At 63.5% G+C, this 23,129-nt stretch carries 24 protein-coding genes; 12 read left to right on the top strand and 12 right to left on the bottom strand.

Annotation, left to right across the window (positions count from 1 at the left end; translation table 11 throughout):
- Nucleotides 1-40: 40 nt before the first annotated feature.
- From HMPREF2526_RS05620 to HMPREF2526_RS05605, 4 genes are read left to right on the top strand one after another with little or no spacing between them, the layout of a single operon-like run.
- Nucleotides 41-1,165, top strand: a complete 1,125-nt coding sequence (locus HMPREF2526_RS05620; protein ID WP_070546305.1) for a metal ABC transporter solute-binding protein, Zn/Mn family — start codon at nucleotides 41-43, stop codon at nucleotides 1,163-1,165.
- Nucleotides 1,166-1,867, top strand: a complete 702-nt coding sequence (locus HMPREF2526_RS05615; RefSeq protein WP_049154738.1) for a metal ABC transporter ATP-binding protein — start codon at nucleotides 1,166-1,168, stop codon at nucleotides 1,865-1,867. It begins immediately after the preceding gene.
- Nucleotides 1,845-2,789 (top strand): metal ABC transporter permease, encoded by a 945-nt coding sequence (locus HMPREF2526_RS05610; RefSeq protein WP_210384394.1) that lies wholly within the window; start codon nucleotides 1,845-1,847, stop codon nucleotides 2,787-2,789. The genes HMPREF2526_RS05615 and HMPREF2526_RS05610 overlap by 23 nt, the downstream gene beginning before the upstream one ends.
- 11 nt (nucleotides 2,790-2,800) lie before the next feature.
- Nucleotides 2,801-3,619 carry a CE1 family esterase gene (locus HMPREF2526_RS05605; RefSeq protein ID WP_232745222.1) on the top strand — a complete coding sequence of 273 codons (819 nt, stop codon included), beginning with the start codon at nucleotides 2,801-2,803 and terminating at the stop codon, nucleotides 3,617-3,619.
- Between the two features lie 112 nt (nucleotides 3,620-3,731).
- Here the strand turns inward: HMPREF2526_RS05605 and rlmB are convergent, their stop codons facing one another.
- The 5 genes from rlmB to HMPREF2526_RS05580 are packed head-to-tail and all read right to left on the bottom strand — an operon-like array spanning nucleotide 3,732 to nucleotide 7,959.
- Nucleotides 3,732-4,682: a 23S rRNA (guanosine(2251)-2'-O)-methyltransferase RlmB gene (gene rlmB / locus HMPREF2526_RS05600; protein ID WP_070546301.1), complete on the bottom strand. Its 951-nt coding sequence runs from the start codon at nucleotides 4,680-4,682 to the stop codon at nucleotides 3,732-3,734.
- Nucleotides 4,683-4,722: 40 nt separating this feature from the next.
- A complete protein-coding gene (gene cysS, locus HMPREF2526_RS05595) occupies nucleotides 4,723-6,129 on the bottom strand; it encodes a cysteine--tRNA ligase (protein WP_070546299.1) in 1,407 nt (468 codons plus the stop codon).
- Nucleotides 6,130-6,175: 46 nt separating this feature from the next.
- On the bottom strand, nucleotides 6,176-6,658 hold the full coding sequence (gene ispF, locus HMPREF2526_RS05590; RefSeq protein WP_070546296.1) for a 2-C-methyl-D-erythritol 2,4-cyclodiphosphate synthase: 483 nt from the start codon (nucleotides 6,656-6,658) through the stop codon (nucleotides 6,176-6,178).
- Nucleotides 6,651-7,403: a 2-C-methyl-D-erythritol 4-phosphate cytidylyltransferase gene (gene ispD / locus HMPREF2526_RS05585; RefSeq protein ID WP_070546294.1), complete on the bottom strand. Its 753-nt coding sequence runs from the start codon at nucleotides 7,401-7,403 to the stop codon at nucleotides 6,651-6,653. Before ispD ends, ispF begins: the two co-directional genes overlap by 8 nt.
- Nucleotides 7,375-7,959: a CarD family transcriptional regulator gene (locus tag HMPREF2526_RS05580; RefSeq protein WP_046649265.1), complete on the bottom strand. Its 585-nt coding sequence runs from the start codon at nucleotides 7,957-7,959 to the stop codon at nucleotides 7,375-7,377. The genes ispD and HMPREF2526_RS05580 overlap by 29 nt, the downstream gene beginning before the upstream one ends.
- 288 nt (nucleotides 7,960-8,247) lie before the next feature.
- Between HMPREF2526_RS05580 and HMPREF2526_RS05575 the strand changes: the two genes are divergently transcribed.
- On the top strand, nucleotides 8,248-8,823 hold the full coding sequence (locus HMPREF2526_RS05575) for a hypothetical protein (protein ID WP_070511090.1): 576 nt from the start codon (nucleotides 8,248-8,250) through the stop codon (nucleotides 8,821-8,823).
- A 119-nt stretch (nucleotides 8,824-8,942) separates the two neighbouring features.
- Here the strand turns inward: HMPREF2526_RS05575 and HMPREF2526_RS05570 are convergent, their stop codons facing one another.
- Together HMPREF2526_RS05570 and HMPREF2526_RS05565 are read right to left on the bottom strand one after the other, a co-directional pair.
- Nucleotides 8,943-9,176: a hypothetical protein gene (locus tag HMPREF2526_RS05570; RefSeq protein ID WP_070546292.1), complete on the bottom strand. Its 234-nt coding sequence runs from the start codon at nucleotides 9,174-9,176 to the stop codon at nucleotides 8,943-8,945.
- A gap of 43 nt (nucleotides 9,177-9,219) precedes the next feature.
- A complete protein-coding gene (locus tag HMPREF2526_RS05565) occupies nucleotides 9,220-9,429 on the bottom strand; it encodes a hypothetical protein (RefSeq protein WP_070546290.1) in 210 nt (69 codons plus the stop codon).
- Between the two features lie 169 nt (nucleotides 9,430-9,598).
- On the opposite strand from HMPREF2526_RS05565, the gene radA reads away from it, so the two are divergent.
- The gene (gene radA / locus HMPREF2526_RS05560) at nucleotides 9,599-10,981 is read left to right on the top strand and encodes a DNA repair protein RadA (RefSeq protein WP_049154761.1); all 1,383 of its coding nucleotides are present in this window, start codon (nucleotides 9,599-9,601) and stop codon (nucleotides 10,979-10,981) included.
- On the opposite strand, the gene HMPREF2526_RS05555 is transcribed toward radA, so the two are convergent.
- Together HMPREF2526_RS05555 and HMPREF2526_RS05550 are read right to left on the bottom strand one after the other, a co-directional pair.
- Nucleotides 10,968-11,693: a hypothetical protein gene (locus HMPREF2526_RS05555; protein WP_049154729.1), complete on the bottom strand. Its 726-nt coding sequence runs from the start codon at nucleotides 11,691-11,693 to the stop codon at nucleotides 10,968-10,970. The two genes, radA and HMPREF2526_RS05555, sit on opposite strands and share 14 nt — an antisense overlap.
- A 113-nt stretch (nucleotides 11,694-11,806) precedes the next feature.
- Nucleotides 11,807-12,430, bottom strand: coding sequence for a carbonic anhydrase (locus tag HMPREF2526_RS05550; RefSeq protein ID WP_049154728.1), 624 nt, complete (start codon nucleotides 12,428-12,430; stop codon nucleotides 11,807-11,809).
- A 41-nt stretch (nucleotides 12,431-12,471) separates the two neighbouring features.
- On the opposite strand from HMPREF2526_RS05550, the gene HMPREF2526_RS05545 reads away from it, so the two are divergent.
- Nucleotides 12,472-13,332 (top strand): HhH-GPD family protein, encoded by an 861-nt coding sequence (locus tag HMPREF2526_RS05545; protein ID WP_049154727.1) that lies wholly within the window; start codon nucleotides 12,472-12,474, stop codon nucleotides 13,330-13,332.
- On the opposite strand, the gene HMPREF2526_RS05540 is transcribed toward HMPREF2526_RS05545, so the two are convergent.
- On the bottom strand, nucleotides 13,298-14,614 hold the full coding sequence (locus HMPREF2526_RS05540) for a threonine/serine exporter family protein (protein ID WP_070546288.1): 1,317 nt from the start codon (nucleotides 14,612-14,614) through the stop codon (nucleotides 13,298-13,300). The genes HMPREF2526_RS05545 and HMPREF2526_RS05540 overlap by 35 nt on opposite strands.
- Complete coding sequence (locus HMPREF2526_RS05535) at nucleotides 14,614-14,784, bottom strand: DUF4236 domain-containing protein (protein ID WP_080975064.1); 171 nt, start codon at nucleotides 14,782-14,784, stop codon at nucleotides 14,614-14,616. Before HMPREF2526_RS05535 ends, HMPREF2526_RS05540 begins: the two co-directional genes overlap by 1 nt.
- Before the next feature lie 79 nt (nucleotides 14,785-14,863).
- On the opposite strand from HMPREF2526_RS05535, the gene HMPREF2526_RS05530 reads away from it, so the two are divergent.
- Complete coding sequence (locus HMPREF2526_RS05530) at nucleotides 14,864-16,042, top strand: lipase family protein (RefSeq protein WP_246819863.1); 1,179 nt, start codon at nucleotides 14,864-14,866, stop codon at nucleotides 16,040-16,042.
- Between the two features lie 71 nt (nucleotides 16,043-16,113).
- Nucleotides 16,114-17,004, top strand: coding sequence for a cation diffusion facilitator family transporter (locus HMPREF2526_RS05525; protein WP_070546284.1), 891 nt, complete (start codon nucleotides 16,114-16,116; stop codon nucleotides 17,002-17,004).
- A 152-nt stretch (nucleotides 17,005-17,156) separates the two neighbouring features.
- On the opposite strand, the gene HMPREF2526_RS05520 is transcribed toward HMPREF2526_RS05525, so the two are convergent.
- Complete coding sequence (locus tag HMPREF2526_RS05520) at nucleotides 17,157-19,934, bottom strand: ATP-dependent Clp protease ATP-binding subunit (RefSeq protein ID WP_070515872.1); 2,778 nt, start codon at nucleotides 19,932-19,934, stop codon at nucleotides 17,157-17,159.
- A 234-nt stretch (nucleotides 19,935-20,168) separates the two neighbouring features.
- On the opposite strand from HMPREF2526_RS05520, the gene HMPREF2526_RS05515 reads away from it, so the two are divergent.
- The 3 genes from HMPREF2526_RS05515 (at nucleotide 20,169) to HMPREF2526_RS05505 (ending at nucleotide 23,124) form a co-directional block, all read left to right on the top strand.
- Nucleotides 20,169-20,855 carry a hypothetical protein gene (locus tag HMPREF2526_RS05515; protein WP_070511101.1) on the top strand — a complete coding sequence of 229 codons (687 nt, stop codon included), beginning with the start codon at nucleotides 20,169-20,171 and terminating at the stop codon, nucleotides 20,853-20,855.
- Between the two features lie 122 nt (nucleotides 20,856-20,977).
- The gene (locus HMPREF2526_RS05510; protein ID WP_070546282.1) at nucleotides 20,978-21,643 is read left to right on the top strand and encodes a hypothetical protein; all 666 of its coding nucleotides are present in this window, start codon (nucleotides 20,978-20,980) and stop codon (nucleotides 21,641-21,643) included.
- Nucleotides 21,644-21,645: 2 nt separating this feature from the next.
- Nucleotides 21,646-23,124, top strand: coding sequence for a serine/threonine-protein kinase (locus tag HMPREF2526_RS05505; protein ID WP_070546280.1), 1,479 nt, complete (start codon nucleotides 21,646-21,648; stop codon nucleotides 23,122-23,124).
- Nucleotides 23,125-23,129 lie beyond the last annotated feature (5 nt).

Here is a 23,129-nt window from a genome sequence, read left to right as displayed (position 1 = left end):
TCATTTGACAACAATTTTCACTAAACGTAGAAATAGGGGCATGACCACTTCCCTCTCACGCCGTGCTTTCCGACGTCCCACCGCTCTCCTCTTCGCAGCCACCCTGGGCGCCGCTTCGCTCACCGCCTGTTCTTCCAGCGGCGATAACGCCGATGGCGGCTCGGATGCCGGTTCCGACAAGGAGACCATTCAGGTCGTCGCCTCGACCTCCATCTGGGCTGATGTGGCCCAGGCGGTCGTCAACACCGCGCAGACCGACGTGAACATCGACGTTCACCCCATCGTGAGCGGCAACAGCGTGGATCCACACCACTTCGAGCCCACCGCCGCGGACATCGCCCGCGCCAACGAGGCTGACGTCATCATCGCCGGTGGCGGCGGTTACGACGCCTGGCTTTACCAGGCCGTCAAGAACCAGGACCAGATCATTCACGCGCTCCCGCTTACCGCTCACGATCATGGTGGCCATGACCATGACGAGCATGATCATGGCGAGGAACACGAGCATGATCATGAAGAAGGGCACGACCATGCGCACGACCATGACGAGCGTGCGCATGACCATGCGCACGAACACGGGCATGACCATGACCACGCTCACGAAGGCGACACCGTGACCATGGACGAGGCCAAGAAGATCGCCGCCGAGCACCCCGAGCAGGTCACCAACATCGATGGCAACGAGCACGTGTGGTACGACGCCGCAGCCATCGAGAAGGTGGCGACCGAAGTGGCCGAGCTCGTTAACGAGACCAACCCAGAGGCTAAGGCCACCGCCGATCCGCTAGTCGAGCGCGTGGAGGGCCTGAAGGCACGCATCGAGAAGCTCCCGCAGCGCAACTACGCGCAGACCGAGCCCATCGCGGACTACATCTTCAAGTACACCGACAGCACCGACGCCACCCCGGAGGGCTACCGCAAGGCCACCGTCGCTGAGGGCGAGCCCACCGCCGCCGATTTGGCCCGCTTCCTTGAGGACATCAAGCAGGACAAGATCGACCTGCTCATCTTTAACCCACAGACCGAAACCGACATGACCAAGCGCATCCGCGCCGCCGCCGAGGATAAGAACATCCCGGTGGTAGAGATTGGTGAAACCCCGCCGGAGGGGACCAACTTCCTCGACTACTACGAGGAAGTCGTCAACGCACTCGAGGCTGTGTAAGTGCTCATCTCTTTTAAGAACGCCGCAGTAGAACCGCTGTGGTCGGACATGAACCTCGCCGTAGACCGCGGCGAGTTCATCGCCGTTTTAGGCCCCAACGGCGTGGGCAAATCCACGCTCCTCGGCACTATCTTGGGTACCCGCCAGCTCACCGCGGGCAGCGTAGATATCAACTGCCGTGTGGGCTTTATCCCGCAGCAAAGGATGTTCCCTCAGGACCTGCCCCTGCGCGCCCGAGACCTCGTGTCGCTGTCCCTGGCGCATGGCACGCTGCGCAACCGACGTCCTGCCCGGGGGCGCGTGGACGAGCTCCTCGCCGAAGTCGGTGCCACCGGCATCGCTGACCGCCGCGTGGGCCAGCTCTCGGGCGGGCAGCAACAGCTCATCCGCCAAGCCCAGGCCCTAGCCAACGACCCAGAGCTCATCCTCGCGGACGAGCCGCTCTTGTCCTTGGACCCGGCGCGGCAGCAGGCGACCGTCGAGAAGCTCAATGCGTGGCGCCACGAGCGCGGCACCTCCGTGCTCTTCGTTACCCACGGCATCAACCCGGTACTAGGCGTGGTGGACAAGGTGCTCTACCTCGCGCCCAATGGCCACATCTTCGGCACGGTCGATGAAGTCATGCGCTCTGAGGTGCTCTCGGAACTCTATGGCTCCTCCGTGACCGTCCTCAACGTCGATGGGAGGCTCATCGTTGTCTAAGTTCATCGAAGATACCCAGTACCTGCTGGGTGTTGACTTCGTGCAATCCTCGCTCATCGCCTGCGCCCTGCTCGGAATCCTGTCCGGAGTGATGACCTCGCTCATCGTCCTGCGCCAAATGTCCTTCTCCGTGCACGCCACCTCTGAGCTCGCGCTCATGGGCGCGGCCGCAGCTTTGCTCTTCGGCCTCAACATCGGCTTTGGCGCGATTGCTGGCGCCATCGTCGCCGCCATCATCCTGGCGGTGCTGGGACTGAAAGGCCAACAAGACAGCGCTATCGGCGTGGTCATGAGTTTCGGCCTGGGACTCTCGGTTTTGTTCCTGCACCTCTACCCCGGCAACGCCAAGACCGCGATGACGCTGCTCACTGGCCAGATCGTCGGTGTGTCCTCCGCCTCGGTGTGGCTGCTCGCCGCCACGACCGCCATCGTGGTTGCTGTCGTGGTGCTCTTCTGGCGCCCGCTGCTTTTCGCCTCCGCGGACCCCGTCATGGCCCAGGCGGCCGGCCTGCCGGTCAGGTGGCTCGCGGTGGGTTTCGCCATCCTCGTGGGTCTGACGGCCGCGCAGTCGGTGCAGATTGTCGGCTCGCTGTTGGTCATGGCGCTGCTCATCACCCCGGGTGCCGCGGCGGTGCAGGTAACTTCCTCCCCGCTGCGCGCGGTGGTGTGGTCCACCATCTTCGCGGAAGTCTCCGCCGTGGGCGGCTTCCTGCTCTCCCTAGCGCCCGGCCTGCCGGTATCGGTCTTTGTAACCACGATTTCTTTCATCATCTACCTGGTGTGCCGGTTCATCGGCTGGCAGCGCGGGCGCACCGCCGTGCGCGATGACATCGCCGCCGCACGCTTCCACCGCGAGCACAAGGCCGTTGGCGAAGAACACCACACGAGCACCCACGATGAGCGCTGCGCACACACCGACTAAACTGTCTGCCCGTGAAAGAATCCCTGGAACTCGATGGCCGCACCCGCACCTTCATCACCGTGGAGCCCGCTGAGCCAGGCGGGGATCTAATCCTCTTCTTCCACGGTTCGCTGCAATCCGGCAGCGTGCTCCGCCGGTTTACGGCCAATACCTTCGATGAAATGGCCCAGCGCACCGGCCGCGTCATCATCTATCCGGAGGGCGTGGACCGCCACTTCAACGATGCCCGCGGCACCTTGCCGGTCAAGGCCCGGGAGCTCGGCGTCGACGACGTCGCCTTTGCCCGCGCCCTGGTGGAGCTGGCCCAGCAGCGCTACGGCACACAGCGCACGTTTGCCTGTGGCTACTCCAACGGTGGGCAGATGGTGCTGCGCCTGCTTTTCGACGCCCCCGGGCTCCTCGACGCCGCCTGCGTCTTCGCCTCCACCCTGGGCTCCGGCGCTAACCACGCGCCGAGCAACCCGGACTCGGCCTACCTGCCCACCCCGGTCCTACTCATGCACGGCACTGCCGATCCGCTTGCTCCCTATGAGGGCGGCGTGGCCGGGCTGGATGCGACCCGCACGCGCGGCAAGGTGACCTCAGCGCCGTGGACGGCCGCGCGCTTGGCACAGCTCAATGGCCTAACTGGAGAGCCTCAGGTGACCCACCCTTACGAGGCAGTGACCACAAGGACGTGGGCGGGCGAGAACCCCGTGGTGCTGTGGACGATGGAGGGCACCGGACACGTCATCCCGTCCGGCAACCAGCTTGATGCACGCCTCGGCCCCAACACCGACGCCTTTCTGGCAGCCGATGTCGTCGAGGGCTTCTTCGCCCGCGTTTCTTAGCCGCAGAGTCCAAACACGGCCACAACTGCCCTTGTTGCCAAAGTTCCGGCCAGATCTTGAATCAGCGCGGAGAAGTTTGGCAGGTAGGCCAGTGCCGTGTGGACGCGGCGCCTTAAGCGCCGCGCGCGCGACGCTGGCGGGCGAACTCCGAAAGAACCGCGCCCGCTGCCACGGAGGCGTTGAGGGATTCGACCCAGTCCGTCATGGGGATGGACATGATGGCATCGCAGTTCTCGCGGACGAGGCGCGAAATGCCTTTGCCCTCAGAGCCGATGACGATGACAACGGGGTCGGTGCCACCGTTGTAGGTGTCGAGCGTGTGCTCGCCTCCGGCATCCAGGCCGACAACCTGATAGCCGGCCTTCTGGAAGTCCTGAACCGTGCGGGTCACGTTGGTCACGCGAGCCACCGGCAGGCGCGCAGCAGTGCCGGCAGAGGTACGCCAGGCCACGGCAGTAACGGAGGCGGAGCGGCGCTCTGGGATGATAACGCCGTGGCCGCCGAAGGCCGCGACGGAGCGGATGACCGCGCCGAGGTTGCGCGGGTCAGTGATGTTATCGAGGATGACGAACATGCCCGGTTCCTGAGCATCGCGTGCCCGATCCATCAGGTCATGGACGTCGGCATACTTGTACGGCGGGATCTGCAGGCCAATGCCCTGGTGCATACCGTTGCCGGTCATGCGGTCCATCTCGTGGCGCTGGACCTCAAGAATCGGGATGTTGCGGGTATTGCACATGGCTACCGCCTCGGAAAGGCGAGCGTCATTACGCGTGCCCTGCACGATGTAAAGGGAGGTAGCAGGCACCTTGGCGTGCAGGCACTCGATGACCGGGTTGCGGCCAACGACCATCTCCGCGGTCTCCTTCTGGTGGCGGCCCGAATTGCGGCGCTCGCGCTCCAGTTTCGCCTTGTGCTTGGCGTGGTAGACGCGGTCCTCTGCCTTAGGCGTGGGACCCTTGCCAGCTAGGCCCTTGCGGCGCTGGCCACCAGAGCCCTTCGTGGCACCCTTCTTATTCGTCTTGCGGATACCTGCGCCGCCGCGGCCATGGGTACGTGCCATAATTCTTCTCCTTTGTTGTCCTCTGCGTATGCAGAGGACGTTAATCCGCCAGGGACCAGGTGGGGCCGTCGGCGGTGTCGGTGATGGTAATACCCGCGGCTGCAAGGCGGTCGCGCACGGCGTCCGCAGTAGCCCAGTCCTTTTCTGCGCGGGCGGTGGTGCGACGCTCCAGTTCGGCACGGACGAGGACGTCCAGTGCTGCATCAGCGCCGCTCTCTTCGCCACTATCTTTCCACTGTTCATCCAAGGGATCAAAGCCAAGAACCGCGGCCATGGCGCGCACCGCCCCGGCGAGGCGCTCGGCTTCCTCCCGGTTGCCTTCACTGAGCGCCTTATTACCCGCGCGCACGGTGGTGTGGATTTCCGCCAGCGCCTTCGGCACAGCGATGTCATCGTTCATCGCCTCTTCGAAAGCCGGGGTCCACTCGCCCTTTTCTACGTTTTCAAACTTGCCCACGAAGTCCTCGATGCGGCGGTAGCCGGCCGCAGCTTCGGTCAGCGCTGCCTCGGAGTATTCGAGGACCGAACGGTAATGCGCGGAGCCCAGGTAGTAGCGCAGCTCCACCGGGCGGACGATCTCCAACATGTTGGCAATGGAGAGCACGTTGCCCAAGGACTTCGACATCTTCTCGCCGGCCATGGTGACCCAGTGGTTGTGCATCCAGTAGTTGGCGAACTTATCGCCCGCCGCATGGGACTGCGCGATCTCATTTTCGTGGTGCGGGAACTGCAGGTCCAAGCCACCGCAGTGGATATCGAACTCGCCGCCTAGGTAGTAGGTGGACATGGCGGAGCATTCCAGGTGCCAGCCCGGGCGGCCCTTGCCCCACGGTGTGGGCCAGGACGGTTCGCCCGCCTTAGCCGCCTTCCACAGCGCGAAGTCCTGCGGGCTGCGCTTGCCCACGGCATCCGACTCGCCCTGCTCCATATCCTCGACGCGGTTGCCAGACAACGCGCCATAGTCCGAGCCTTCCGTGGCATTCCACGCGGCGACATCAAAGTAGACGGAACCAGCACCGTCTTCGCCAGGCACGGAATACGCGAAGCCGGCGTCGATAAGCCGCTGCATGTACTCCACCATCTGGGTGACGAAGCCCGTCGCGCGCGGCTCCACGGAAGGGGGCAGAACACCCAGGGTGTTATAGGCCTTGGTGAACTCGCGCTCATAGGTGGATACCCACTCCCACCAGGGGCGGTTATTCTCAGCGGCCTTGGTGAGGATCTTGTCATCGATATCAGTCACGTTGCGCACCAAGGCCACGTCATAGCCCTGCGCAAGTAGCCAGCGGCGCAGGATGTCAAAGGCAACGCCGGAGCGCAGGTGCCCAATGTGCGGCTGCGACTGCGGGGTAGCACCACACAGGTAGATCGACGCGTGGCCGGGACGAACCGGCTCGAACTCACGTTGGCTGCGGGTGGCGGTATCAAAAATGCGCAAAGTACTCACCCGCCCTAGTCTAATTGACTCATCCAGCCGGCAAGTTCAGGACGCCTTAGGCGCGCCAGACTACGGCAGTCGCCACGGCAGCGCGGCCCTCCTTGCGCCCGGTGAAGCCAAGGTGATCCGTCGTCGTGGCCGAAACGGATACTGGGGCGCCGAGGATGTCGCTCAGCACGGCCTCGGCTTCCTTCCTCCGCGGGCCCATCTTGGGGTTCTGGCCAACCAATTGTGCGGCAGCGTTGCCAATGATGAAGCCTTCCTTTTCTAGCAGCTCGCGGCACTCGCGCAGCAACTGAGCGCCGGAAACCCCGTCGTACTCTGGCCGGCCTACGCCAACGAAGGAGCCGAGGTCGCCGAGGCTGGAGGCGGAAAGCAGAGCGTCGACAAGCGCGTGGCTCACCACGTCCCCATCGGAGTGGCCCTCGCAGCCATCCACGTCCTCAAAGAGAAGGCCTGCAATCCAGCAGGGTTTTCCGGGCTCGATCTGATGGGCATCGGTGGCGATTCCCACGCGCGGGATGATGGGGTTAGTCACTAGGCACCTCGAAGATGGTCGGTTCGGCCTCATCCGTCACGGCCTTCGCCAGGACGAGGTCGATGGGAGTGGTGATTTTAAACGCGAAGGTATCTCCCTGCACGGTCTCCACGCGCTCGCCGTGCCATTCCATGAGGCTGGCGTCATCCGTGGCGACAAAGTCAGGGTCCTGCGCCCAATAGTCTAGGTTGGCGCGGCGCAGCGCGGCCAGGTTAAAACCCTGCGGCGTCTGCACGGCACGCAGGCGGGAGCGATCCGGAGTAGACAGCACCGTGGTCCCCTCGACTTCTTTGATGGTGTCCGCGACGGGAAGGACCGGGATGACCGCGGTGGCACCGTCGAGCACGCGCTTGGCGACGCGCGCGATCATCCCCGGCGGCGTCAACGCCCGGGCGGCGTCGTGGACCAGCACCACGGCATCCTCATCTGGGATGGCTTGCAGGCCCGCCCAGACGGAATCGGCGCGCTCACCCCCGCCGTGGACGATGCGTACGGGCACATCAGAATCGATGCGGTCGAGGATGCTGGCGGCATAATCCTCCATGGCGGGGCTGACGAGAACGATGACTTCATCGACAAATTCCGAGGTAATCATGGCCTTCACGGAGCGCTCAAGCAGGGTACTTCCGCGCAGCTCCACGTAGGCCTTAGGAATATCAGCGCCAAGGCGCGTTCCCTGACCGGCCGCCGCGACGAGGGCGATCACGCGGCGGGTATTAGTCTTCGTCGTCGAAGGAGAGGTCATCGAGATCGACGTCATTGTCAATGTCGGTGGTGATGGACTTGTCCTCGACCAAGCCGGCGGCGCGGTGGCGCTCGATGGTGGCGTTGATTTCCTCCATCATGGTGTCCGCCTTCTTGTCATCGACCGGCTTAGCCAGGGAAAGCTCACCGACCAGAATCTGGCGGGCCTTGGCAAGCATGCGCTTCTCGCCGGCGGACAGGCCGCGGTCCTGATCGCGGCGCCACAAGTCACGCACGACTTCTGCCACCTTGTTGATATCGCCGGATGCAAGGCGCTCCTGGTTGGCCTTGTAGCGGCGGGACCAGTTGCCGGCCTCCTCCACGTCTTCTTCGCGTAAGACGGAGAAGACCTTCTCGAGGCCTTCCTTGCCCACAACATCACGCACGCCCACCATCTCAACGTTCTTGGAGGGCACACGAACCACGAGGTCGGACTGGTTGATCTGGAGGACGAGATACTCGAGCTCCTCGCCGCCCATCTCGCGCGTTTCAATCGCCGTAATCTTGGCGGCGCCGTGGTGGGGGTAGACGACGACCTCTCCGACCTTAAATTCCATTGCCACTCCTTATGAAGCCTTTGAGACGGTGCCCATCGTGCGCTCTCGGCGTACTCTCAGTGGGCCGCATATACAGGGTATCTACTCTAGCACGCAGTTTTCCGGCACTGCTCCCCCACCCAGGCCCGTAGAGCAGCTCGCTTTACACCACGATGACGGCCAACATAAAGCGCGGCTACCCCCGGTTTACCCAAGAGGTTTGTCGGAAACTGTGTGCTTTTACTGCGGAGGTACTAGGCTAAAGCGTTGATAAGCTTTGTGATCGCAATTCAATGGAGGACACTCACAGTGCAGTCCCTGAAGTCCGCCGCTCGCTGCGGTGCCATCATGTCAGTTACCGCCCTCTCCGCGCTGGCCTTGGCGTCCTGCTCGGCCGGTCATGTTGCTCAGACCGCGGAAAAGGTCATTGCTGTCGACGGCGCATCCGCAAGCACCGAAGATGGCAAGGTGGCCGTGCGTGACGTCACCATTCAGGTTGAGCCGGACACCGGTGAGACCTCCCTGAAGTTCGTGGCCGTCAACCAGGGCTACAAGGTCGACGACGTCGTCCTCGAGTCCGTGAGCGTCGACGGCCAGGACGTACCACTGGAAGGCGCAGAGCCGCTTCCTCGCGATCACGCCCTCTACGCTGATTCCCAGACGAACCTGGACCGTCTCCCGAAGGACGGCAAGGACAAGAACATCACCTACGTGGCCACCACCCTAGAGAACGACGGCTTCGCCTTCGGCGGCGCCCGCCCGGTGACCTTCACTTTTAACACCGGCACCATCGAGGTTGACGCCACCGTGTCCGCCTCCCCGCTGCAGTCCGGTGACTTTGACCGCGACCCGCAGTCCACCGAGGGCTACGCCGAGAACAAGTAAGCCTTTTCTTCATAGAAAACCGCCCCAGCCGCCAAAGTTTTCCCGCCCGAATCACGGGCTTCAACTTTGGCAGTTGGGGCGGTCTGCGTTTAACGCTCCTTAGCGAACGCAGAAAACTCTTAAGCTCGCGAGGATGCCGTAGCCATCACAAGCAGAGAGTTAAGAATGCCCAGAGAGGACAGGGCAGCCGGGATGAGAAGAAGGTTCGGTGCCTGCGGGCCGCCGTACTTCACCATCTCATCCATAACCTGGTTGAGCGGTTCCGGGTAGGTAGCGGCGGAAGCGGCCGGGGCGCCGGCTACAGCCAGGGAGGTAGCAGCGGCCAGAGCAACGAGGGTACGACGAATCTTCATGGGTTCTCCTTGAATAGTGAGGTGTGGGGGTAAGTGAACTGGACTAGGACAGCAGGTTCGACAGGAAGCCCAAGGAGGACAGCGCCGCCGGGACGAGGATGAGGTTCTGAGCCTCATAGCCAGCGACGTTGGTGATCTCGGTCAGAACAGTGGCCAGCGGCTCGGGAGCTTGTGCGGCAGAAGCAGCCGGGGTGCCAGCGAGGGCGACGGCGGCAGAAGCGCCAGCGGCGACGAGGGTACGACGAATCTTCATGGAAATACCTTCTTGTTGTGAGAAATCGGACGGGGATAAAGAGGGGGCAGGCACACACAAGATGTAACCTGGCTAACACTGTAGCGCCTCTGTGCATATCCCGCGCGATGAAAAGGGTGCGATCCTGCCCGCGACGTGAATGTCCACACCACTTACTAGAGTGATGGGCATGGCAAAAAAGGTTCGTCCCGTCCACACGTGCTCTGAATGCGGCTTCGTCTCCCCCAAGTGGCTTGGCCGCTGCCCCGAGTGCGGTTCATGGGGAACGTTGCAGGAAACCGCGGCGTCAGAAAGCAGCACCGCGGCCCAGGCCGCTGTGTCTGGACGCCGACCAACCGGCCTGACACCGACGAGCCCAGCGGTTCCGATTACGAAGGTGGGCGCTGCCGCCACGAAGGCCCTCAACACTGGCATCGGGGAGCTCGATCGCGTTCTTGGCCGCGGCATCGTTCCCGGTTCGGTGGTGCTCATGGCGGGTGAGCCGGGAGTCGGAAAATCCACTTTGTTATTGGAGGTCGCCTCCCGCTGGGCGCAGCTGGGCCGCACCGCCCTCTATGCCACGGCCGAGGAATCCGCCGGGCAGGTCCGCGCCCGGGCCGAGCGGACCGGGGCCTTGCACGAGACGCTCTACCTCGCGGCCGAATCGAATTTGGATGTCGTCTTTGGTCACGTCGAACAGCTCAAGCCCAGCCTCCTCATCGTGGACTCCGTCCAAACCATGCACGCGGCCGGGGTGGAGGGCGTAGCCGGTGGCGTGGCACAGTCGCGTGCGGTGACCGCAGCCCTGACCACGCTGGCCAAAACCACCGGCATCCCCATCCTCCTCGTCGGACACGTGACCAAGGACGGCAACGTCGCTGGCCCGCGCGTGCTCGAGCACCTCGTGGACGTCGTGTTGAACTTTGAAGGTGACCGTCAATCCTCCCTGCGTCTGCTCCGGGGACTCAAGAACCGCTTCGGCGCCACCGATGAGATGGGCTGCTTTGAGCAAACCGCCGCCGGCATCCGGGAGGTGGCGGACCCTTCCGGCCTCTTCCTCTCCCACCGCGGCAGCACCCCAGACGGTTCAGCGGTGACCGTCGCCATGGATGGCGTGCGCCCCATCCTGGCGGAGGTGCAGGCGCTGACCGTCGACCCCGTGGCGAAGAACCCGCGGCGCGTGGTCACGGGGCTCGATGCCAACCGTGTCCCGATGGTGCTCGCCGTACTGCAGGCCCGCGCCGGTGAACGCACCAACGATAAGGACGCTTACGTGGCCACGGTGGGCGGCATGAAGATTCAAGAGCCGGCGACGGATCTTGCCGTAGCGCTCGCCACGTGGTCTTCCTTGCACGAGCAGCCGCTACCACCGAAGACGGTGGTCATCGGCGAGGTGGGCTTGGCCGGCGAAGTTCGCCGCGTACCGAACCTAGACCGCCGCTTGGCAGAAGCGTCCCGCTTGGGTTACCGCTACGCCATCGTCCCGCCCGGAAAGGTAGATGTCGGCGGCGGCATACAGGTGCGCCAAGCCGCAACCCTGAGCGAGGCGATTGCAGCGCTTAAAGCAAGTTGAACGGCAACGCTGGGGAGTAGTTTTCCCCGATGACAGTATGCAGGAAGTAAGCGCCCGGCTCGGCTTCCTCGCGCTCGGTGCACTGGCCCGGCTCGGAGCGCTTGCGGGACCAATCCGCCTGGAAGTAGCGCGTCTCACCGGACTTGAAAGTCTGCTTGCCGGTTTCTACCGAGGCATAGCAATCGGTATCGGACCACACGCGTTCGTTCGAGCCCATCTTGTAGACCTCGAAACGCAGCTGCTCTTCATCGAGATCGATGGAGCAGTCCTCCGTCGTCGGGTTAAATACCTCCAAGTAGAAGGTGGGCATCTTGCCAGCGGGGACGCTGTCCTCGTTGGTCTTGGCCATCACTTTAAGGTCTTGGAGGGAACACGTTGTCTTGGATGGATCAACGGTGAGCTCAGCTGGCTTTGCCTCGGAGGTCGGTTCTTCTTTGTCCGCCTCCCCCGCCTCGGGCTCGGTGGATTCCTCAGACGCAGTGGATTCCGTCGTCTCCACCGCCGAGGTTGCATCCTCCGACGGAGTCAGAGTTCCCGACGCCGCCGCCTGCTGCGACTCGGCTCCCGGGTCCTCCTTCGAACCGCTAAAGAGCGCGGTAGCAGCCCAAATAAGGATGACCACGAGTACCAGAATCGCCACGAGCGCGGCGATGCGGCGACGCAGGTAAATCTCTCGCGGCAGCTGCTTCGGGGTACGGGATGGCTCAGTCACAGCTCTTAGTTTAAGGGGACTAGAGCCCAACCCGGGCCAGCCCGGGGCCGCGTGTCTTGAGCAGCGACTTCTATGCGCTTAGTCCCGCCCAGTGCCCGGGCCAGCCGGCGAGCCTAGTGAACGCCGTGCAGGACGACGGTCTCCACGCTGGAATCCTCTAGGAGGTAGCGCAGGCCGACGATGCCGAGCGTGCCGGCGTCGAGAAGCTGGCGCGCAGCCGGAACGTCAGAAATGATCTGGGAGACTGTCTGCGCGGTATTCTCGCGCTCAAAATCGGCGAGTTCCTCGCGGCCATCACGCTTGGCCACCATCGAGGCAGCGGCCACACGCTCAATGATCGGACGCTGCAGGCCCGTCGGCAGATCGCCGCCCGCCAGGAAGTCCGCGGCTGCGCCCACCGCACCGCAGGACTGATGCCCCATCACCACGAGCAGGTTAGCCTTGAGATTCTCCAGGGCATAGTCCAGCGACGCCATCACCGCGCTGTCCAGGATATGACCGGCGGTGCGGATGACGAAGGCATCGCCGAAACCAATGTTGAACACGTGCTCAATGGGCGCGCGGGAATCGGAGCAGGCAAGCACGATGACGCGTGGGTCCTGGCCTTGAGTCAGGCCAGCGCGCAGCTTCGCGTCTTGGTTAACGTCGATGAGGTTACCCGTCACCAGTCGGTGGTTACCTTCCTGGAGGGCTTCCCACACCTTCTGTGGGTTTTGAGGGACATCTACTAAAGGCATGATTCTTACTCTAGTCCCCACCGCCCTACACTGAGATGCCTATGGATACCCAAGCTGTCGTGGAATGGTTCGATGCCCATGAGCGTCCCCTACCGTGGCGCGAGCCAGGGACCTCAGCGTGGGGCGTGCTCTTAAGCGAGGTCATGAGCCAGCAAACACCCGTCGCGCGCGTCGCCCCGCAGTGGGAGGAGTGGATGCGCCGCTGGCCCACCCCACAGGACCTCGCGGCAGCATCCAAAGCAGATGTGCTGCGCGCCTGGGGAAAGCTGGGCTACCCGCGCCGCGCGCTGCGCTTGTGGGAATGCGCGAAGGAGATTGGTGAGGGGCCGGTCCCGGGGGACGTCGACAAACTCTTGGCGTTGCCCGGAATCGGTGAGTACACCGCGCGTGCGGTGGCTTGCTTCCATTTTGGGCACAACGTTCCGGTGGTGGATACCAACGTCCGCCGCGTCTATGCCCGCGCCGAGGAGGGCCGCTTCCTGGCGCCACCTCCCGCAAAACGCGAGTTGGCGCAGGTAGAAGCTTTGCTTCCAGAAGAGAACGGTCCGCGTTTTTCCGCCGCACTCATGGAACTCGGCGCGCTGGTGTGCACGGCGAAGAACCCCGACTGTGCCGCCTGCCCCATTAAGTCCACGTGCGCCTGGCAGCTCGCGGGCTGTCCGGAGCCCAGCGAAGAAGAGACCGCGCGGGCCAAGAAGCGAGTGCAAAAGTTCACCGGTACGGACCGGCAGGTGCGAGGGCTGCTTCTCGACGTCCTGCGCGCCACCCCTCATCCCGTCGAGCAATCCGCGCTCGACGCGGTATGGCCGGATGCGGCACAGCGTTCGCGCGCGCAGGCCTCACTGCTCGAGGATGGGTTGATGGATGTCAACGACGAGGGTTTGTTTCACCTGCCGCACTAGGCACGTGTGAGAAGTCGATGAGGTGACCAAAGGTCCAGTCGCGGTCGGTCAACAAGCGCGCGAGGATAAGCCCACAGCCGATGGCTGCCACGGCCATTGAGGCGGTAGCGAAGTTGCTCAACGCCTGGTCCATGTTGCCCACGTTGAGGTGATAGACGGTGCGGAACATGGAGGTGCCGGGGATCATGATGACGGACGCGGGCACCGTCGTGGTGATGCGCGGTAGGTGTGCGCGTGTGGAGGCCACCGCGCCCAAGAGCCCAACGATGAGACCACCGACGAAAGCGCCGACGTAGGCCGTGGCCCCGACCCCGATGAGGAGCAAGCGCACAAGGTTGGCCACCGTTCCCACCGCGGCCGCCACGAGCACCATCCGGCGCGAGGAGTTAAAGAGGAACGCGAATCCGGAAATGCCTAGGAAGCTGGCCGCCGCGGCGGCGAGGTACCACACGGGCGCATAGTCCGGAATTCCCGGTTCCGGGGTGAGTTCCGTGGTCCAGCTGACTAAGGCCACGGTAAAGGTCGCAGCTGTGATCACCGTCAGCGCGTAGGTCAGGCGGGATAGTCCGGCCTCGAAGTCGAAGCGCGCGAGATCAATGAGCGCGGAGAATAGCGGGAAGCCGGGAATGAGGAAAAGTACGGCGGCCACATAGCCCGAGGAAAACTCCGACGGGTCCGCCACCCCGGCGGCGGCCACAGCCTCGGTGGTGAAGAAGTACACGAGGCTAGCCACAGTTCCGGCCGCCACGATGCAACCCAGCTGGTGAACGTGCTTGCCGTGCAAGACCGCGCGGGTGAGCTGGCCGCAGAAAGCGGCGAGAGCCACTAGGAGAATCGCCAGCGGCGTGAAGAAGTTCAGGACCGCGAAAGAGGCGCACGCAATAGCTGCCGCTGCAGCCAAGAGCCAGCGGTTCCAACGCTTGACCACCGTTGACTCGATGGAATCAAGCATCTCCGTGAGCTCTTCCGCAGTAATGCCCGCGTACAGCCTGTGGTGGGTGAGATCCTCCAGCGCCTCGATGCGGGAGGCGTCGACGGCGGGTGAATGCTGCTGGGCCACCACGGTGCGAAACTCGCGGCCGCGGTGAAACGTGCACGTTATCTGGGTGACGCCCACGTTGGCGTCGAGCCGATCAAAGCCGAGCGCACGGGCGGCACGTTTCATGCCGCGCAGCACGCGGTAGCCGGACGTTCCCGCCCCCATGAGCATCATGCCTAGGCGCAAGACGACGTCGGCCTCGTACCCCATACGGACATAGTCGCTGTTGGGGTGAGATGTCATTAGCGCCAGCGTCCCCGGAAATTCAGGCCTCCGGGCAGGTTGACCCACATGCCGCCGCGGGAGTTAAACGTCACGGGGCCGACCTTCGTCGACATCGAGGCACCGGAGCCGGAGAGGTTGATCCAGCTGTTCTTTCCGGTCTTCTTGCGCTTGCGATAATAAATTCCCATGCGTGCCAGCTTAGCGCGGATGCGCACTACGACGCCGCAGGCTACTCTGAGCTTTGTGCGAATAAAATCCCTGTTAACAGTGCTAACGACCACCGCTGCTCTTATTCTGGCATCGCCCGCCGCCCACGCGGTGGAGCCGGGCAGCGTCCAATCGGCGTCACCGATAGAACAACCCGGTGTTAAGGCCACTGTTATCTCTTATTCCTCCACCCTCATGGATGGCACACCCACCACGGTGACCGGCATGGTCTACGAGTCCTCAGCACCATGGAACGGGCCGGGCGAGCGCCCAACTATCGTCTACGCGCCGGGAACGCGTGGGGCGGGTGACCAGTGTGCGCCGTCCCGAGCCCGTTTCGCCGCCGACGGCAACCGCGTTGACCAGCGCTATGAAGCTGCGGCCACGCGCGTGTATAACTACGCGGCCTCCCAAGGTGTGCGCGTCGTAGTCACGGACTACATCGGGCTCGGAACCCCGGGGCACCATTCTTATGTCAACAACGTCGAGGAGGCCCACGCGGTTCTTGACGCCGCCCGCGCCGCGCTCCGGCTCGCCGGTGCTCCCGCCGATTCCCCCGTGGGATTTGTCGGCTACTCCCAAGGCGGTGGCGCAGCTGCCGCTGCGGGCGAATACGCCGCGAGCTACGCCCCCGAGCTCAACGTCAAGGGAGCTTTCGCCGGTGCACCGCCAGCGGACCTCTTCGAGGTGATGCAGGCGGTCGACGGCTCAGCGCTCGTTCACGTGTTGGGCTACGCCATCAATGGTTTTGCGGAGCGTAGCCCGGAGTTCTCCCGGGAAATCATCGATGAGATGAATCCGCGCGGCCACACATTCCTCGCCGACGCTGCCACCTTTTGTTTGCGCGAATCGATGTCTACCTGGGGAAATGTTCGAACCAGTGAGCTGACCACGAGCGGTGAATCCTTCGCCGAGCTCCTGCGCCGCAAGCCGGTGGCCTCCCGCATGCTGCACGAGCAGCGCCTCGGCCAGCGGGCTCTCAACGCCCCGATGATGGTGGTCAACTCCCCGACCGATGACATCATCCCCTACCAGCAAGCACGCCGCATGGCTCACGACTTCTGTGCTGCCGGTGGGACCGTCTACTTTGAGGACGCCTGGGCGGTGAACGTGAGCCCGGGCTCGGGCACCAACCATGCCGCGCCCACGGTCCGCGCGGTTCTGCAGGGCACGAACTACCTCATCGACCGCTTCCGCGACGTCCCCGCACCGTCAAACTGCCAACCTGCCGAATCCTAGAATCGCCCCCTGGCGCCGCCATCTATTTTCATTTACTTGTCAATAAGCGCCGGCGGGGATAGGCTGAGTGCATGGCACACGAGCACCACGACCACGATCACTCCAGCACGCCCCTGCGCGCGCTCTTGATTGCGCTCAGCATTACCGGCACCGTTTTCTTCGCGGAGCTAATCGGCGGCTGGTTGGCGGGTTCAATGGCGCTGATGGCGGATGCGATGCACATGCTTTCCGACGCCGCTGGGTTGATCATCGCGGTGTTAGCGGTGTTGGTTGGGCGTCGACAAGCATCAGCCCAGGCCACGTACGGCTACCGGCGAGTAGAGGTGCTTGCTGCGCTAGCGAACGCGGTGATGGTCCTGGCGATCTCGGTGTGGATTGTCGTCGAGGCGGTGCGCCGCCTGCAGAGCCCAGCTGAGGTACAAGGAACAACGATGCTGATCATCGCGGTGATTGGCCTTGTGGCGAATGCGCTATCGGCGTGGGTGTTGCACCGGCACCGCGAATCCTCAATCAACGTGGAGGGCGCGTTCTTGCACGTGCTGGTGGATATGCTCGGCTCGATCGCAGTGATCGTGGCGGGCGTCGTGGTACTGACCACGGGGTTTGTGGCGGCGGACGTGATCGCCTCCCTGGTGATCGCGGCGATGGTGCTCCCGCGCGCCTGGCAGCTCATGCGGCTCTCGGCGAGCGTGCTGCTCGAGCAGGTCCCGGCGGACTTCGACGCCAGCGTCATCGAGCCCGCGCTGCGGGAGGTCGAGGGCGTTGCCGACATCCACGACCTGCACCTGTGGAGCCTGGACGGCGTGAACGTGCTGACGACCGTGCACATCGTGCGCGACGGTACCGTCGAGACCGGCCCGCTGTTGGATGCCGCCCAGCAGGCCCTGCGCGAACACGGCATCGAGCACTCCACCATCCAGATCGAGCACCCAGAGCACGAATCCCACGAGACGGTGTGCTGATTCCCTTCTAGTGGTGGGCGGGTCATCCCGCCCACTGGGCCTTCCCACCCACCGGGCCATCTCGCCCACTGGTCGTGCAAAAAGCCCCGGACCGCATGCAGTGTCACACGCATGCGATCCGGGGCTAATCCTTATGGGGCCCAGGTCAGCGCTTAGAGCGGCTGGCCAGCACCGGCACCTGCCGGCGGCGGGTTGCCGTCATCGCCATCGTCGTTGTGGGATTCCTCAGCGGAATCGCTACCAGACTCGTCGAGGACGTCCGGGGTCACCGTGTCCGGACCATTGGAGTCGGGGCCGTGAGTTTCGGCGTCGATCTCGGTGGCCAGTTCCTCATCGGCCTCACGCACGGCGGTCTCCTCGAGCTCCTTGTCGAAGGTGTCCTCCGGCAGCGGGCGTGGACGCGGCGTGAAGGTGAAGGTGGCAGAAGAGTTGTCCTTGGACTCGCCGTCCCAGCCTTCAACGTCCACGGTGATGATCTCACCCGCGCCGATTTCGCCGAAGAGGATCTTCTCGGAGAGCTGGTCCTCAATCTCGCGCTGGATGGTGCGGCGCAGCGGACGTGCACCCAAGACCGGGTCGAAGCCGCGCTGAGCCAGCAGGTCCTTGGCCTTCTGAGTGAGCTCGATGCCCATGTCACGCTCGGAGAGCTGCTTCTCTACGCGGGCGATGAGCAGCTCCACCATCTCGACGATCTGCTCCTGGGTGAGCTGGTGGAAGACCACAATCTCATCAATACGGTTGAGGAACTCGGGGCGGAAGTGCTTCTTCAGCTCGTCATTGACCTTGTTCTTCATGCGCTCGTACTGCGCATCGGCGTCATTCTCCGAAGAGCCGGTGAAGCCCAGTCCCACAGCCTTGGAGATATCCTGAGTACCCAAGTTCGAGGTGAAGATAAGCACGGTGTTCTTGAAGTCCACCACGCGGCCCTGACCATCGGTCAGACGGCCATCCTCCAACACCTGCAGAAGGGTGTTGTAAATCTCCTTGTGGGCCTTTTCGATCTCATCGAAGAGCACCACGGAGAAAGGCTTGCGGCGAACCTTCTCGGTCAGCTGGCCGCCCTCTTCGTAGCCAACGTATCCCGGAGGAGCACCAAAGAGGCGGGACGCGGTGAAGCGATCGTGGAACTCACCCATATCGATCTGGATGAGGTCATCATCCGAACCGAAGAGGAAGTTGGCCAGGGACTTCGACAGCTCCGTCTTACCCACACCGGAGGGGCCTGCGAAGATGAAGGAACCGGAAGGACGGCGCGGGTCCTTCAGGCCGGCACGGGTGCGGCGAATGGCGCGGGACACGGCCTTGACGGCATCGTCCTGGCCGATGATGCGCTTGTGCAGCTCCTCTTCCATGTTGAGGAGGCGGTTGGATTCCTTCTCCGTGAGCTTGAGCACCGGAATGCCGGTCCAGTGCGCGAGGACCTCAGCGATCTGCTCCTCGCCGACCTCGGCGATTTCCTCCAAGTCACCGGAGCGCCACTGCTTTTCCTTTTCCGCGCGCTCTTCACCCAGCTTGCGCTCCTTATCGCGCAGTCCAGCGGCCTTCTCGAAGTCCTGGGCGTCAATCGCAGCTTCCTTTTCCTTGCGGACCTCTGCGATGCGATCATCCACTTCGCGCAGGCCCTCCGGGGCGGTCATGCGCTTGATGCGCATACGGGCACCGGCCTCATCGAGGAGGTCAACAGCCTTATCCGGCAAGAAGCGGTCATTGATGTAGCGGTCCGACAGGGAGGCTGCAGCCTTCAACGCTTCATCGGTGTAGGAGACGCGGTGGTGTGCCTCGTACTTATCGCGCAGCCCCTTGAGGATCAGGATGGTGTCATCGAGGGAGGGCTCCTCCACCTTGACAGGCTGGAAGCGGCGCTCCAAGGCAGCATCCTTCTCAATGTGCTTGCGGTACTCATCCAGGGTGGTGGCACCGATGGTCTGCAGCTCGCCGCGAGCCAGTTTCGGCTTTAGCAAGGAAGCAGCATCGATAGCGCCCTCGGCGGCACCGGCGCCGACCAGGGTGTGGATCTCATCGATAAAGAGGATGATGTCACCGCGCTGGTTAATCTCCTTGAGCACCTTCTTCAGGCGCTCCTCGAAGTCACCGCGGTAGCGCGAGCCAGCCACCAGGGAGCCGAGGTCCAGCGAATAGAGCTGCTTATCCTTGAGGGTCTCCGGGACCTTGCCGTTAACGATATCGAGGGCTAGGCCCTCGACCACGGCGGTCTTCCCCACGCCGGGCTCACCGATGAGCACCGGGTTGTTCTTGGTGCGGCGAGACAGAACCTGCATGATGCGTTCAATCTCGGAATCGCGACCCACGACTGGGTCCAGCTTGCCGTCGCGCGCAGCCTGGGTGAGGTTGCGGCCAAACTGGTCCAGCACCAGGGAGTTGGAGCGCTCGCCGGAGCCACCCGGGCCAACACGGCCTCCCTGGCCAGCGCCGGCACCGGCACCTACCGGGCCGGGGCCACCCTGGGACTGGCCGCCTTCGCCTTCATTCCCTTCGTAGCCTGAGAGCAGCTGGATAACCTGCTGGCGCACGCGCGGCAGGTCGGCGCCCAGCTTGGTCAGCACCTGAGCCGCCACGCCGTCACCCTCACGGATGAGGCCAAGCAGCAGGAACTCAGTGCCAATGTACTTGTGGCCCATCTGGAGACCCTCACGCAGGGAGAGCTCGAGAACCTTCTTCGCGCGCGGGGTAAATGGGATGTGGCCGGTGTGCGGCTGAGAACCTTGACCAATAATCTCTTCCACCTCACGGCGGACGTCCTCCAGCGAGATACCCATGGACTCCAAAGCCTTGGCCGCTACACCTTCGCCTTCGTGAATAAGCCCCAGGAGGATGTGCTCGGTGCCGATGTAATTGTGGTTGAGCATGCGTGCTTCCTCCTGCGCCAAAACAATGACGCGGCGAGCACGGTCAGTAAACCTCTCGAACATTACCTCTTACCTTTCGCTGTAAATGTGTCATCCACTCTAACGCGCGGGGCGGACACTCCATTCGCGAATTCCGCACCCCCCTACTCAAAAACCTCATTTCCCCAGGTAGAGCCACTGTACGCCGGTAGCGAACAGGTGGCGGGAGGCGTCGCCAAGCGCCTGCGCGCAAGCCTTGAAGTAAAGTAACTCTTCAGTCAACACTGGTTACATCCCCGCGGGAAGGAGCCTCCCCCGATGCAACAGGCACAGCACGGCACCCTGCTTATCGACGATCTGATTGGGCACTCCCGCCTCCTCGAGGTCTCCGAAAGCGTCACCCTTGGCCGCCAGGGGGACTTCCTACTGGCCTCCGATGATCCCGCCATGCACCGCACGTTCCTGCAGGTGTGGTCCAATGGCTCACAGTGGTTCATCAAGAACATCGGCAGTTTCATCGCCGCTACGATCCAGCCGCCCGCCGCCTGCGGCTTCGGCCGCACCCTCATCAGCCCCGGCAGCATTGAGGTCCTGCACCCGGGAACCTCCACGCTCTATTTCTCCACTGCCACCATGAGCTACGAGTGCGAGCTCACCGTCATGCAGTCGCTGCGCAGCCCACAGCCCAGCCTTCCACCGGATGGGCCGTTTACCACCCACGTCTTCGAGCCGAATGAGGAGCAGTGCCTGCTGCTCAAGACCCTCGCTCAGCCACTCCTCGACAACCCCGCCGCGGAGCCACGGGTGGTCGTGAGTAGTCAGCGCGAGCTAGCAGAGGCCCTGGATTGGACGGAAAAGAAAGTAGAGCGCAAGATTCAGACGCTGGCGGAGACCTTGCAAAAGCTCGGCGTTCCGCAGTTCCAGCCGGGCCAAAAGATCTCATGGCGCATTGTGCTCGCCCAATTCGCGGCCGCGCACCCGCACTACTATGCGCACCTTTCATAACAATTCAGCATTATTGTTTTAAGCCGCTCACCGGTGCTGTTATTCTTTGTCTGATTCTGGCCCCTATCTATTTTTATCCCCTTCTATCCCTCATCTGTCCCTCTGCAAGGATCTGACAACCAATGTTCGCCTCCGTCTCTCCGCGCGCGCTAGCTGGACTCGGCGTAGCGCTCCTCGCGCTGTCTGCGTGCGCGACGAACAAAGACACCGCGGAGGATGCGCCCAAGTTCACGGTCACGGGCCAGACCACCCTGTCCCAGCACGAAGACGTTCCTGTCGAGGGGACCGATTCCGAGATCCCAGAACCCAGCGAACCTTCGCACCTGCGCCAGGAGGACGGCACCTACCTGCTCACGAAAAAGGAAGCGGGCCCAGGAGTGGTCAACGAAATCGTGGCCACCTACTCGGGCGTAGAGCCCTACGGTTTCCAAACCCTGCGCGTTGAGCTGGACAACCGGCGCTACGACGGGGCTACCGGCGGCTCTGCCCCGACCGGCGTGCTGCAGTGGGCCACCGGGGGTGCCCTTGTCCTCAGCGTGCAGGCCACGAACTTGAGTGGGGACGAGGCGGATTTGGACAACAATGCCGAATGGCAGGTGGCGCTTCTCGACGACACCCAGTCACACCACCTCAAGGAGGGCGAGGATTTCGTCGTGGACTGTGAGTCCGGCGAGTGCACGCTGGTTGCTCGGCTCACCGACCCTGGCGACTTTGTCGCAGAGATCAGCATCCGGCAGGCCGGTTATGAGCCTTTTGTCATTCACCAGCCCATCATCGTCGCCGCATAGCCATGAACAGCCAGCCCACCGCTTCCGGTCTGCCTTTGGATCTTGAGCCCGAGCTCAGCGCCAAGGGCTACTCGCAGTTCCACCAGATCGGTGCGGGTGGCATGGGCACCATCGTCTTTGCCCGCAAGGAAAGCTTGGACCGCGAAGTAGCCATCAAGGTCATCGCGCAGCATGCGGCCGAGGACGATGAGGAAGTCCGCCGCTTCATGGCGGAGATGCGCACCGTCGCGGCACTCGAGCATCCGGCCATCGTGCCTATCTACGATGGCGACATCACCCCGGGCGGCGTGCCTTATTTCATTATGAAATTCCTGCGCGGCCCCAGCCTGGAGGCGCACATCAACCAGCGCATCTTGGACAATTCCAAGTTCACGGTGGAGGAAACCGTGCAGCTGCTCGCGCCCATCGCACAGGCCCTGGACTACCTGGCGGCCCTGCCTTCGCCGGTCATTCACCGCGACGTCAAGCCCGCGAACATCATCGCCGATAGCACGCCTTCCCCCACGGCCCACAGTGATAACGAGGGCTGTACCGTCATGCTGGCGGACTTTGGCATCGCCATCAATGAGGACACGACGCGCTTGACCCGCGAAGGCCTGCGCGTGGGCACGGATGCCTACATGGCGCCGGAGCTCTACCCCACGCAGCTGGTCAAGCAGCCACCGCAGCCGACCGCCGCCAGCGACCGCTACTCGCTCGCGCTCATCGCGCTGGAGATGCTCACTCTGGTTAATCTGCGCCGCGCCACCAGTCCCCAGCAGTGGGCGCACAGCCGTGTGATACCGCAGTTGACCGCTCATAATCTGGCGCCTGGCGACGCTCCCCTCGCCCCCGCCCTCAACACTTTTTTCGCCAGCGCGCTGAACCCGGATCCTCATCAGCGCTTCGCCAGCGCATCGGAGATGCTCGCGGAGCTGAGTGAGCTGGCGTCCGCGCCGCGCCCCGCAGCCCCGGATGCTGCCGCCGGCCCTGCTACGCCACCGGCCAGCCCCCACCACGAGCGCGCCCAGCAGCCGCGGCGCCGCCATCTGAGCATCCTCGGGGGCGTGCTTGCGGCGGTGTTGCTGTGTCTGGCAGTCGCCGGCGGACTAGCGCTGTACGGCGCGGGGTGGGACGACTACGACGAGGTTCTGGCCCAACAATTTCCACAGTTGTTGCCGGAGCACCCTGGCCGCGCTCCGTGGCGCAACCTCGACTGCCGCCCCGCGCTGCCGGAAGCGGGGCAGCAGGCTCGAATCGTGTGCAGGGGCGACGACCTCACGCTCGTCGCAGCTGATTTCGGCACGGAGGACAACCGTAACTCCATCATGCCGCGCCGCCTCGACGTCTTAGTCCAGGATGCGTGCAGCATCACCTCGGCGGAAATCCCTCACCAGCCGGGAACGTGGGGAGTGTACCCCTCGGGAGTCTCCGCGCGTTTTGCTCTCGTTCTTGCTGGTCCGCATGCTCGCGAGGACCGTTTGAGCTTGCCCATCTGTTAGCCCAC

It is taken from the genome of Corynebacterium sp. HMSC070E08 (assembly GCF_001808895.1).
Taxonomy (GTDB): domain Bacteria; phylum Actinomycetota; class Actinomycetes; order Mycobacteriales; family Mycobacteriaceae; genus Corynebacterium; species Corynebacterium hiratae.
This window is presented reverse-complemented; position numbering and strand designations above follow the sequence as displayed.